At 44.0% G+C, this 13,452-nt stretch carries 5 protein-coding genes and 1 tRNA gene; 3 read left to right on the top strand and 3 right to left on the bottom strand.

Features of this window, described 5'->3' with window-relative positions; all coding sequences use genetic code 11:
* Positions 1–89: 89 nt before the first annotated feature.
* From recD to B2866_RS12290, 3 genes are all read right to left on the bottom strand, one after another.
* Positions 90–2,354 carry an exodeoxyribonuclease V subunit alpha gene (gene recD, locus B2866_RS12280; protein WP_296194724.1) on the bottom strand — a complete coding sequence of 755 codons (2,265 nt, stop codon included), beginning with the start codon at positions 2,352–2,354 and terminating at the stop codon, positions 90–92.
* A gap of 45 nt (positions 2,355–2,399) precedes the next feature.
* Entirely contained in the window at positions 2,400–6,884 is a 4,485-nt protein-coding gene (locus tag B2866_RS12285) for a UvrD-helicase domain-containing protein (protein WP_296194727.1), read from the bottom strand.
* 64 nt (positions 6,885–6,948) lie between these two features.
* Positions 6,949–11,232 (bottom strand): exodeoxyribonuclease V subunit gamma, encoded by a 4,284-nt coding sequence (locus B2866_RS12290; protein WP_296194730.1) that lies wholly within the window; start codon positions 11,230–11,232, stop codon positions 6,949–6,951.
* A gap of 434 nt (positions 11,233–11,666) precedes the next feature.
* Here B2866_RS12290 and B2866_RS12295 point away from each other — a divergent pair, with 434 nt between their 5' ends.
* The 3 genes from B2866_RS12295 (at position 11,667) to B2866_RS12305 (ending at position 13,284) form a co-directional block, all read left to right on the top strand.
* The gene (locus B2866_RS12295) at positions 11,667–12,242 is read left to right on the top strand and encodes a hypothetical protein (RefSeq protein WP_296194731.1); all 576 of its coding nucleotides are present in this window, start codon (positions 11,667–11,669) and stop codon (positions 12,240–12,242) included.
* A gap of 63 nt (positions 12,243–12,305) precedes the next feature.
* Complete coding sequence (locus B2866_RS12300) at positions 12,306–13,136, top strand: hypothetical protein (RefSeq protein WP_296194732.1); 831 nt, start codon at positions 12,306–12,308, stop codon at positions 13,134–13,136.
* Between the two features lie 72 nt (positions 13,137–13,208).
* Positions 13,209–13,284, top strand: a tRNA-Arg gene (locus B2866_RS12305).
* Positions 13,285–13,452 lie beyond the last annotated feature (168 nt).

A 13,452-nucleotide genomic window follows, 5' to 3' on the forward strand; every position in this document is an offset into this window, starting at 1 on the left:
TTGCCTTAACTGACTGGCATTAATCCAATCGGATGCTTTTTTTTGCTCGTTTTTACCTTCTTACTCTGACAGCCTATATTCTCATAGCTTTAAATGACAACGCCGCTCTCCCTCTCCTGCTCTAGCAATTTTTCAAACTGTAAGCTTAGCCCAGTTTGACGCAGCGTTGGCGTAGATAATGCCGAGGTCATTGCCGAGGCAGTACTAAAAATAGAGACCTGTTTTTTCGCACGGGTGACCGCAGTATAAATTAACTCTTGGCTTAACAAGCGGGCATTATTGTCATCGAAGCTAATCGCTACATGATCAAATTCTGACCCTTGTGACTTATGAATGGTCATCGCATACGCAGTCGCAATCATCTCATCACTTAGCATATTGATATTAACACCGTACTTTTTGTTTTCAAAAAATACTTGTAGGCGTCCCTGCTCTACTTGCAGACAGATACCGATATCTCCGTTAAACAATCCTAGCTCATAATTGTTTTGCAATACCATAATTGGACGACCGTGATACCAAGGTGATTTGGAAAGTGGCAGCTTTAACTGGGTTTTATGCTGCTCGCTTAGATAATTATTGATGTAATGGTCGCCGCAGCGGCCATGATGTCCAGCTGATAAAACTCGGAAACGATTAAGTAGCTCTATAAGCTCATTAAAGTCAGCAATATACTCTTTAATTGGTATGGATTTCGCTTTTTTGATTTTGGTTAATGTTTTTTGGGTTTGGTTGAAGTATTTAAGGTAATTTTTGGAGAGTATTTTTAGAAATTTATAATTGCTTAGGCTATTTTCTATTTTATTACTTGTGATATTGCTGTGGTGTTCTTGACTGTCATGCGCTGTCAGATGATAAAAACTTAATGCGTCATCTTTTTCAAGCAGCTGCCAAACGACGGCCATATTTTGTACTTGGGTCTGAGCTTTATCTGTTTGATTAATCAGCTTAGCAAGCTTACCAATGCCTGAGTCCTCTTTAAACCGGCGACTTGCGATTAAACGCTGATGGACATCTTGTAGCGCTGGTATGCGACATAAATCTGCCAGTACTGCCCCTGCATCGACCGCCGCGAGCTGATTGGCGTCACCAAGTAGTATTAGACGCGCATTGGGCTTTATGGCGCTCACCAAGTGATTAGCAAGCTCTACCCCAAGCATCGACGCTTCGTCAATGATGACGATGTCTTCGCTGAGTGGATTGTCCTTATGGTAGCGTGGGCGACCGCCCTGCCCGATACCGAGCAGGCGATGGATGGTCTTTGCTTCGGGTAACTGTAAAGCGACTCCCGCTTGCTGTATGGCATCCTGTAGCGACTCTTGCATACGCTGCGCAGCCTTCCCTGTTGGCGCCGCCAATGCCAAATTTGCTTTTGGCTCGCTACCTTGTTCGTCTGTCATCTGCTCTTGCTGTAAAGCCATAACCAACTGGGCAACAGTAAAGGTTTTACCCGTCCCTGGCCCGCCAGTGATGATACTAAATGCCGAACGGTTTGCCATATAAATGGCCTCTTGCTGCTCATCATTCAGCAATGGGTTAGGTGTAATCGGTAGCTCTATTAGGCTTTGGTTTTTAATACGTAGCACATGCTGCGCCAAAGCGAACTCTGCCTGCCACGTACGATGTAGCCACAAGGTTATTTTTATAGATTGATTGTCTAAGTTTTTGCGCGCGTCCTCGTTTATTTGAAAAACGATAGGGGTTGAAGTGTCGCCTTCGTTTTTTGTGTCATTATTAAATAGTGGGTGTTTATCTAGCTGTTCACTAAATTTGCTTAGGCTATTTTCTATTGAGTCGTTATTAATAGTTATGTTTTTTAGCGAGTGATAAAGTTCCACGCAAGCTTTACGGCGCTGCTCTAATATGCGCTTGTCATAGGCTACTAATGTTGATTGACGCAGCGCCGCTTCCCACAATAACTCTTCTTCTAACAACGCCGTCGTCGATATGTCTGCCCCATTGGTATTGACGAATGCCGACCACAGTGGCTGTACTAAAGGTTGTAATAGCTGTTGCTGCCAAGCAAATAACCCACTATCTTCATCAAAAAAATTGAGGCTGGTTTCATGATTAGACCCATCAAGCTCCAATACCGTATGCCCTTCCTCTAAACGCTGCACCAACACTTCAAATAGAGTTTCAAACAACCAATCTAGATTGTCTTCAGAGTCGACCATAGCATCTGTTAGCAATTGATTGTTATAAGCAGTCTGGGTTTGGGCACGGCGCTGCAATAAATACTGGCCAATCGTCGTCGCCCAACGGTTACCAACGTCATCACCGACAGTATTTTGAGTGCTGTTGGTTACTTTTTCTGGTTTGCTCACGTTGTTTATACTTTTCACATCACTCATTATTGATCCATTTTTATGATTATTTTAAGTTTATTGATTTGAAAATCACAAAGCGCTAGGGCTGCCAAACATCTCATCCAAAGCATTGACCAGCTCAAACGGTATTTGCCACTGGATTCGCCCATAATTTTGTGTACCTTGTGAATCGATACCACGCAAGAATACATACTCTACTGCGCCTAAATACTGTGCTTCATTGCCGACGTAACCTTTTAGGCGCAAGCGTAAAAAGCGATGTAGTGCCACTTGGTAAATAGCGGCTTGCAGCCAGTAACCTGCTTTATTCATAGCAGCGCTTAGGCTTTCCTTATTATAGCTACTTAGGCTATTTCCTAAATAGTTGCTTTTATAGTCCACCACGTAGTACTTGCCAGCGCACTCATAGACAAGATCAATCTCACCGCGTAAGTACCGATAAATATGGTTAGAAAATTGGGGCGTAAGCTCAATATGTTTTTCAGGCTCGTCAGGTAAATACTGCGTAAAAATATGATTGATACGCTCAGGGGTAAAATCTTCTGACAGCCCCATATTAAACCCAAGCTCAGCAATACGTTGCCTAGCCGGTATGGCTTGCAGTGGCTGACCAGAAGCCAACAAAGGCGCATCCAGTACATCTGCCACCCAAGCGATTAGCTGCTCATGTGCTTCACCTAACTGACTGCTTGTAACCGACTCTATCCCTTCCTCCATCTCTACAGGCACAGCCGTATTATGTTGCAGGCGTTGCTGCGTCGTAGCACTGGCATAGCTGATCGGCAGTTGATATTGACGAAGACTTTGATCAATAATAACCGACCATTTACTGTTATCGGTAAAATCTATCTTTTCAAAAATTTCGTGCAAGAACGTACCGGCATTCGCGCCCTTTACAAAGCGGAAGCGAATATTGTCGCTGGTGATAGGGTTACCAACAATCTCGCTATTATCGAGTAAATCTTCTCGAAGCTGATGGCTATCTACAGAGTTAGTTAGGTTAATACTGTCGGTCAGATCTAACTCATCCTCCACCCCATCATCAAACACTGCTAACGCTTGGCTTTGTTCATTTAACTGGCGTGATAGCGCGGTAAAGCTGGTCTTCGCCCAACCTTTAAACGAGTTCCGTTGTATCTTTGCATAAGCGCTTTGGTAATCGATGCGCTTATGCGTCTGCAACTCAGGAGCACCCTCAAGAAGTTTGGTATCTTGAAAAGCTTTACTGGTTTGAAGAATCGTTTCAGCGATAGGCTCAATCGCTATGTATTCTAGCCAGCCGATATAAGGTTGTAGTCTATCTGGTAATACAAACTTATGATCCTCACAGCTTAGCCATTGCAGACTTGGCTTACGCTCAGCATCGGTTTTGTTATAAGCATCACTAAGCACCATATATAACTGTTCACTGGCGCGGGTAAAGGCCACGTAAGCCAGTCGCCTAAGCTCTTCATAGTTTTCCGTGGTTTCAAATTGGGCATAGTAATCTGTTGGTTTTTCACCTTTAGTAGATTTGCTATAGCGTTTGCCTTTACTGGCGGACAACCGGCGCTCTGTTTTGTTGTCTTCTATATCAGAATCGTATAGAAATAAATTATGGTTACTGCGCCCGCCCGCTTTGGGACTCGCGCCATCCATACCGACGACATAGACAATCGGGAACTCAAGGCCTTTAGACTTATGGATGGTCATAAGCTGCACGCCTGACTCTGTCGGCAATGGCTGCTGCTGTGCCCATTCTGGTGTACGGCTACTATTCATGTTTTTCTTATACCATGCCAGTAGCTCATGCTCACCGATATGCATGCCATGCTGTGCTAAGATATCAAGCAGATGCCGTAAATCCATCAAGTAACGCGCGCCGTCTTCTAAGTCAGCAAGACCGACCCATATATTTTGGCTCTGCACTTGTTTATCAGTTTGTCTATCAGATGGCATACTCGTTGCGCTTACCATAGGATTTCGAGCAAACAGATAATGCAATGCCGATAAAATACCATTGTGCTGCCAATGCGAGGCGGCAGTCTTTAAATACAACTGGAAATCTTGATAGCGCTGTTTTAACTCAGCTTGCTCAGAATCTATTTTTTGGTGCGTTTGATTAGTATCAGTATTCGCTTCGCTTTCATCGTCATCGAGCATCAATGCTTGTACCTCATTGAGACTCATCTGATAAAAATTACTGGTCAATACCCGATTAATGATGTCACGGCGATGTGGTCGCAGCATGGCTTCTAATAAAGCGGCTAGGTCAGCAGCGATAGGCGTATCAAAGACATTTTTTTCAGCGGTTTCTAGCGTTGGGACACCAAGTTTACTGAGCATATCTTCAACCTGCTTTAGCTCATGTTTCCGGCGACCGAGCACCCCAATATCACTTGGCTTGATGGGCCGTCCTTCCAGCGTTTGCTCACTTGCCAGCAATGCTGCGATATGTAGCGCGGTGAGCTCACAAGCGTTGTGCTTCGCCTGTTTGTCATAAGGCAGATGAATGACACTGACAGGGTTATTTGATAGTAAGTTTTGCAAAGATGCTTCTTTCTGCTTTTGCTCTATCGCCATTTGCCATGACAGGCGAAAATCTGTGTTGGCAGCGGTGATATATTGATAATAAATACTCTTACCCAACTGCGCCAGTTGACTGGATTTATCAGAAATGGCTTTATCAGAAGTAGAGTCTTGCAAGTCTTTGACAGGAGTCGGTCTGCCAAACCAGTGGTTAAGCGCGATAATCAAGCGCTCATTAGAGCGACGATTGATATCCAAGCTCATAATTGTATCTTTAGCAAACTTCGCTTTCATGGCGTTATAATTGGCAACGTCACCGCCACGGAAGCCATAAATCGCTTGCTTTGGATCGCCAACGAGCAAGAGAAAACCGCGATTGCTGCGCAGGCTCGCACTATCATTATTCTTAGATAAATAAATGCGCTCAATCATGCGCGCTTGTTCACCATTGATATCTTGTGACTCATCAATCAGCGCTACTGGATAATGGTGACGAATATAACGTGCCAGCCGCTCGCCCTGCTTCCCTGATAACGCTTGGTTTAAGCGCACCATTTGTAGGGCAAACGTGGTCTCGCGGCGCGTTTCTAATATAGATGGCAGCTTTTGCCGAACTTTTAACGCAATGTCACGGTTAAGGTTTTCAATAAGGGCGTCGAGATATAGTCCAATCTGTTCAGTGTAACTACATAATGACACTAATAATTGAATGCCTTCAAAATTAGCAAGTATTTGACGCTGTTCATCAAACTTCTTTTTAAACAGATTACCGCCATCTTCTTCGCTAATAAAAAGACTAGATACCAAACCATAAAAACTCTCAGAATCAGCATCTAAATTTGCGAAAAAAGCACCCTCATATTGATGAACCAATTTTTGAATAGTCGCAATAGCGTATATGGTCTTACCAAATTTACCGCCTTTTTTTAACCCTTTTTCAATACCGAACTCTATATCGAAATACGGCTCAATATCCTTTAGATCGCAATTTTTAAAAGCATCTAACGCTTGCTGATAAGCGGAAAAATCCATCTCTTCACCCATCTCAACCGCTTCAATAGGCGTTGAGATAAACTGCATGGATTTTTGCGCGACGCCAATATGGTCAGCAGGCGCCGTCAAGCGCTTAGTATGTTGCAGTAATTGATAAATCTCAGGCTTTTGATTGTACAAATAGCTGTGATGCGCGCGTACGGTATCATGAATGATACTTTCGATGACTATCTGCTCTTGATCGCTAATTTGGATGCCTTGCTGATGACCAGTCTCAGCACTATATTCAGACAGCCATTTTTGTGACAAGCTATCTAAAGTACCGACAAACAGCTTATCTATCGTCGTTAGCACCAAGGCGCAGCGCCGCATGGCATCTGCCAATGGATAGTCTTCGGTATGGTCCAAGAGATACGTTAATAAATAAAGATTGATAGGATCAGATAGCAAATCGGCATTGCCAGACAGTTTCGCTTTTTCTTCTAACCATTGTTTACGGGCTTGTCGTTGCTCGGTACTGATTTTTTTATCTGAAGCTTCATTAAGCGCTTTCGTATCGGCTTGACCATCGTTTGTAGCATTTTTTTTAGTACTTTTTTTATCAGCAATGTTTTTACTATCAACAAGCTGCAGGTAAAGAATAGCATGCGTGCTTGGGTTTGCTTGCACGTTATTGAGCCATTGCAATAACTGATAAAAATCAACCAAACGGTCATGGATACGTTGGCGCATCTCCGCAGCAGCAGCACGAGTAAAAGTAGTGGCAATAATATGCTCAGGCGCACGTTTGGCTTCGATAAGTAGGCGCAATACAATACCAGTCAAAGTCCAGGTCTTACCTGTACCTGCCGACGCCTCTATCAGATACTGACCGTTTAATTTGATACGAATCGCAGGTGGCTCTTCTGACTTATTAGCATTGTTTTGAGTTAAATCATTCGCTAAATTAGCAGAGCTAGTATGGCCATAATCATTATTATAATCACCACTATAGGTATGACCGACATTCTCTAAGTCATGAGCAGTATGGTTAGCGTTGTTATATTGATCCATAAAAAATCGCTTGTTCAAAATCTTACTATTAACATCATTATTATTTACTATTAAAAAAGCTGGCTTATAGCGCTCGTAGAGATTCATCCATCGTGCCAAATAAAGGCAACGTCAATGCTGGCAGCGCGTCTTTTAACTTGGCAAAGACATCTTGTTTATAAAGAATGTATTGCCATAGCTCATGCTGTGAGCAAGTGTCATAGATAACATCACTGTTAAAGCTCGGCCATAACCAACTTTCAAAGTCACTACGCTTGGGCTGATAATCGGTATCTTTTGCTTGGGCTTTATTGAGCTTATCTAAATAAGTAAGCGCATGAACTGGCAGCACCGTCATCGGTATCTTGCCCGCCATGTGCGCAAACCTTACCCATTTAAGCAGCTCCACTAGGGCGCTGTCATAAGCGATAGGCGCAAGATCAAAGGTTTTGTCATTTTTAGAGAATTTATACTCATCACTGCCTTTATTAAAGCACCAAATACTTCTACCATCGCCAGCAGCCACTTGCGCCTCGGTAGTACGTCGGGCAACCTGCCAATAAACATGTGCCAACCAAAAGCGCAGTAAATACTGCGCGCGCGCGCTATTGGGTAGGATATTTAACCACAGCTCAGGTGAGGATGACTGGTTTTGTGAGTTATCAGGGTTAGAGTTATGCTTGTGCTTAGGATTAGAACTGGCAACCGGTACCATGCCTTTAATTTGTAATTTGCCGTGCGAATTTATATCTGGGGTCGCAACCGTGATCATGGTTTCTGCACAAGGGGTTAGCAAAAAATGACTGGCATTGTGATGAGCATCTATGCCTAATGACGATAGCTGCTCGGCGAACTCTTGACATTGCTGTTGCAATTTTAGCTGCTGATACTGCAGTGTTGATTGCCGCGCTACGCCAGCGGGCATAACAGGGTCATATAATAGTTTGTTCAGTGATTTAACAGCCGTTTCATTGTTGTCTTTATTCAATTCATCAAGCAGTTGGGTATTTACCGTATAAGCGCTTAGACCTGATAATGACAAAGGCTCTTGGTGCGCCATCTCATCTTCAGGCAAGACCACATGTACTTGCTGCTCGCGTAAAAAATGCTTGGCAGGGTGACGCACTTGATAATATAGCGCCTGCATATCAACTTGATTAATTTCAAACCGCTCATCAATATTTGGTAAAGGTTCTTTATGCAAAGCGCTATTGAAGTCAAGACGCTGAGCAATATTGGCATAATTCTCGGCGCTCGGTAGCTTAACTTTAAGCGTGGGCAAAGTAGCGTCATCTTGAGAGCTTAAGCGCTCAAATACCTCGTGCCATACTTTGGCTGGCGCATTGGTACTTTGATGATAGGCTTTTTCTTTTTGCATAGCGCGGGTAAGCAAGTCCATCAGAACCTCACCATCCTTTTCATCGGATGTTGAATTATTTGCAGCAGATGATCCATTAAGGGCGTCTGGTTGCACAAATACTTCTTCGGCAAAAGGCAGCGCTGGATGACGCGTCACTAACCATTGCTCGATAAGCTTAGGCAGGTAACGCTGCACTTGCATTGCCAACGCCGATTCTTCATGATTTTCCGTCGTTAATACTTGAGTATTAAGCTGCTCAGCCTTTAGCGGATCCCACTGCCATTGCACCTCACCTTTTAAGAATTGCAAGAGCTCACTCACCGGATTGGCGGGCAGGTGCTCATGGGTATCGGTCAAGCGCTGGCCATTATAAAAAATCCAGCAAGCGTTGCGCGCACAAAGCAGCGCATCCAAAAACGCCCCATTATCATCATCTTCGCTAAATCGATCACCGCGACGTGCCAGCCCAGCTTTCATCAAGTCATAACGGTTATCGCGGTCACGATTGGGAAACTCAGCCAAATCCATATTTAACATCACGACCAAGCCGAACGGTACATTACGCAGCGCACCAAAACGCCCAAAGGTAATCACCCCTGTTGGCTCGGCACTGACTTGTTGGCTCTCTAACTCATCTTCGATACTATCGAGCATAAAGCTCAGCTTTAATGGCAGATTGCTGACTTGTGATAGTCTTGATTCTACTTGACTGGCCTCAAGCTGTAGTGAGCTTGATAGATTTTCTGGTGCTCCATTCTCTACTGGCGTAGGTGACTGATTGTCATTTTCGCTATGATAGCGCTGATAATGACGGTTGGCGCGTAAGCTACTTTTAAAGCCGTTCATCGCGTTAAAAATAGCGCGCATCGGCCGCGTTTGGTCAAGCGCACCAAAATATGGATGAATGATATGGTTCTCAATATTATTGAGCCATCTTTCGGCATTATAACGGGCTTCAAACTCGTAACGGCAATGATGTAAGCCATTATAGACGCGGCATAAGGCTTCAATAATTGTCGCATCGTCCAAACCAATCGCTGACATCGGCACGGTTTTTTCTGCCAAAGCATTATCTTGCCAATTATCAGGATACAGGCAGTCGCTAATATCCGCCTCCGGCATGACCAAACCCAGCGCCACTTTATCCAGGGCGTGGGCAAAGCTAAACCGATAATCATAGTCATCGACGTCAAGGGTTTGCTGCAAATGCGCTTCATCAAAACCGCGTACAAACCCTGCTTGCTCTAGTAAATCACAGGCGCGGCTCATCTGCTCGTGTGTTAAACCAAGGCTTTCATATAGCGGCGGCAGCATCAACCAATCAAAAACCTCAGCCGCTTCAAAACGAGCGCTTTCACTGCCCAATAATCCATAAAAGCCACGTATCGCTTCCCATAACTGGCGAATGGATTTGTCGACGACACCCGTGACTTTGGCCGGTAGCGTCAGACCATCTTGCCCCTCACCATTCACGAATACCGAGTTAATCAGTTCATGATGACGATCCACGTCGGGGAGTAGCACAACGATATCTGAGAGATGGCGCATACTGCCATCTTCGTTTGCTTCATTTAACCAGCGTCCAATCATACCGCGCAATATCTCAAGCTGGCGTTGCAGATTATGGCAAGAGTGAATGCTTAGACTATTGTCATATTGCGACAATTGCCATTGGCGGGGCTGCTCGTAGCGCTTACCTTTTAAATGCTCGTCACTATATAATGTGTTAGCACCATCATCATTGCTTAGGATATTTTTACTATCTTGAATTTGCGTGCTGAGCGCGGCACTCAGACGCCCAGCAGTCGTTTGCTGGGTTGCGCTTTCATCGAGCATAAGCACATCTTGCTGCAGATGTGCAAGTAAGCTTAACGGTCGCTCAGATTGCACGTCAGTTTCGGGGGTATCTACATCAAACTTATCCTGCCAATCAAGCTTAAAACCATTTCTATCTTCATTACCCGACAGGCTTGCCAGCATGGCAAAGGTCTCACGCGACTGTTTGCCCAAACGCGACAATAGCGTATGTCCATAATCACGTAAAAACACACTTTCAGGATTAATCACTTGCTGACGCTGCAACCACTGCTTGTCGACGATATCTGCCCAAAACAGTTGCGATGGATTGTAATGCAATAAGATGATATCCATGTAAGTGGATAGGCGCTGCAAGAAGTTCAGCTCATTCTGCGGTAATTGCTGAATGGTAAAAATATGCAGCTGTGTTGGCAAAATGGCTTGTATATCGACTCCACTATTGGCTTTATCTTGCGCCATAATTTGCCAAAAACGCGTCTCAATCGAGGCTCGGTGCTCATACACTGAGGCAAATAATAATCGCCATAAATGCCGCTGTGCCACTTCAAGCTCAGTATAATGCGCCACCAACCACTCAGGTGTGCTGCCAGCGTACTTATCAAACTCCATCGTGAGCTTGTCTTTTTCGGCGATCAGAAGCTCGACATCGACTGCTTTATTAGCAGACCATAACTTTAACCAATCCTCACGGTGGGTCAAATAACGGCTAAATACCCGCGAAAAATCGGTTGCTAGCGACCATAGACGCACATCTTGCTGACTACGATCGGCCTCCTTATCAAGCAGCGCCGATAGCAGCGGATACAAAGGATGTTGCTCATCGTCCATGATTTGCGCTTGATAATAGGTAAAATAACCAAACAGCCGCCACTGCATTACTGCTCCAGTCAATACCGCAACCTCGGGTACCGTCACAATTTCTTGCGTTCGCTGATTGGCTTCAAGCCAGATATTGTGCTCAGCCAAGACCTTTTGCATCAAGGTCCACTGATATTGACCCCAAAACTTAGTGGTCACCAAAGTGCTAATACCTGCCTGACTGGCAATCGACTTGTCCAACCAATCGCCCAATACCATTGATGGTACGATAACAATGAACTCTTCAAAGATAGGCAGGTTCTTAGACTGATAAGCAGTGAGTAGCTGCTCAACAAGATGTTCGGTGCGGTGCGACTGAATAATGATAAACATAAGGGATGTAATCTGTTTGGAGTAATAAAACTGGACTATGGAAAAAGATACGCCGAGCTTGTGATTTTTACGTCAAAGCTGAATATGGCGTTATGGTTTCATACTTTTTAGTGAGAAGAAACGCGGCAGACAACACTCATCAATCTATGTTTGCTGCTCGTTAGTCTATTGCATTTCTGCTAGCATAATGTCGATTAAAAATAGTTGTCATTATAGTACCTATACACAGTATCTATTAATAAATAAAACCCTGTGACTGGTAGTAAAACGATTGCTAGCGAGAAATGCTAATCACGTGTGCAAGCTGCTGATCAGTGTGCCACTGTTCGCGGTGGTTTACCAGTATGTCACCTGTAAAGCAAGAGTGCTTGCGACAACGGATGTCGTTATACCCTTTACCTAAACTTTTTTTGTCAAAGAGATAACAAAATACTATGCCCATGCGTCCCATTGATGCCATTTTCGTTGATCCTAAACGCCGGTTATATGTTGTATACTACCGCGGTGAGCTGTGGGAATTGCCCCGCATGAAAATTGATGATCGGTCATGGCAAAACAGGCAGCCTTATACTGATGATAGCAGTGGTCTTTATCTTAGTATTCATCAAGCCATTAGCGACCCGATATTGGCCCAAAAGCTTCGTACTTTAAACTTGCCAGCAGCAGTGCGTGGCAGCACGTTACCACGCTTTGAAGCATGGTGGGATACTCATGGTTTTAAATGGCTTAAAGACAAACTTACCACCGGCGAATCGCCATTGGCCGCGCATCAGACCTTGCAAGCATTGTCTGGTAATATAACAGCTGTCCAAGCGACTGATAAACAGACCGCTCCTATTTCCAGCGACCAAACGGTCGCGTCCAATGACTCTAGTACTAGTAAAAAAAATACTCCTATCCAGCAAGAAAGTAGCGAGCCAAGCACATCAGCCCCTGTAGCAAAAGACGCAGATATTTTTGCTCATATGTTGGCAGATTTAGTAGACGAAGTATTAAACCATCAAGAATAAATCTGTTACCATTTATTATCTACTCCATCATTCACCACATTAACCAAAAAAGAGCGGTAACTTATGAGAGATTACAAGCTGCTATTGGCGGGGCTTATTTTACTGCTGCTGATTATTTTTATCGCCATCTTTACTTGGTTATGGACCAGTAACCGCAAAAACATGGATCCTCTGCCAATTATGGCCAATAATAATGATGCATCGACTGCTGACACTGACGAAAATACCATTGCGAAAAGCACCTTGCACATCCAGGCAGAAGATAAGCTACAAGCGCCTTTAGACGCTGTTATTGCAAGCTTTCAAGCACGCTATCCAAATATGCAAATACTGACGAATTATGTCCCTGCGACTGCCCTTTTAACTTTATCTGATAATGATTTTGCCGACAGTCATCGCACTGACGATGAGCGTACGTCTTTTGTGGTAAATACCGATTTAATCATTGCTAATAGCAAACTGTCAAAAGAGCGCCTAGCGCCTTTGCAAAAACAATTAAAAACCGCTCAAAACAAGCACAACCAAAACAAATTAAATGATAGTAGCGGCCAAGATAACCCAGTAGAAGATGGTGTAAATGCAACTGATGCAGAAGTGGCTGCTCACGCCAAAAGCGATAATAACAATACCCGTAGCCTGAGTTCTTTTAGCTATGCTATGCAAGGTGAGCAAGCGGTAGATGGTGTTGTATTGACACAAAACCCTGCGGCCATTGATTTTAGAAACTTTTTGCTCTCAAGTACCGGACAAGATATCTTAAGCCAGCATAATTATACCAATATCGACGGTTATAAGAATGATATGGATAATTTATTTCAGCCAAGTTCACGCGCCAAACAAGCAACCGGCGAGCTCTCGGTAGATGTATCCGACGCGCTTAGCAATGGTAAATAAGCTTAAAGCCCGCTACCTAATGATTACGCATTGCTTTTGTCAGACCTTTTTTTTACAATAGCACTCCACCACGCGCCTATAGCTCAACAGGATAGAGCAGTTGCCTCCTAAGCGATCGATCGGGGTTCGAGTCCCTGTGGGCGCACCAATCTTAGTATATTAATAACTGTATTTAGACATAACCTCGCATTACCTCAACTCCTTTAGCTCGAACCCTTTATTTTAAAGAATTAAGAGCTCACAAGCCTGAGCGCACGAACGCTATTGAACAACATCAGTTTCCACCTCTGATATCTCTACTTATGACAAGAATTAT

Source organism: Psychrobacter sp. UBA3483, from assembly GCF_002377905.1.
In the GTDB taxonomy this organism is placed as follows: Bacteria; Pseudomonadota; Gammaproteobacteria; order Pseudomonadales; family Moraxellaceae; genus Psychrobacter.

Excerpts from the sequence above, each read along its gene's own strand:
- recD (WP_296194724.1), bottom strand. The coding sequence starts at position 2,354 with ATGAGTGATGTGAAAAGTATAAACAACGTGAGCAAACCAGAAAAAGTA.
- B2866_RS12285 (WP_296194727.1), bottom strand. The coding sequence starts at position 6,884 with ATGGATCAATATAACAACGCTAACCATACTGCTCATGACTTAGAGAAT.
- B2866_RS12290 (WP_296194730.1), bottom strand. The coding sequence starts at position 11,232 with ATGTTTATCATTATTCAGTCGCACCGCACCGAACATCTTGTTGAGCAG.
- B2866_RS12295 (WP_296194731.1), top strand. The coding sequence starts at position 11,667 with ATGCCCATGCGTCCCATTGATGCCATTTTCGTTGATCCTAAACGCCGG.
- B2866_RS12300 (WP_296194732.1), top strand. The coding sequence starts at position 12,306 with ATGAGAGATTACAAGCTGCTATTGGCGGGGCTTATTTTACTGCTGCTG.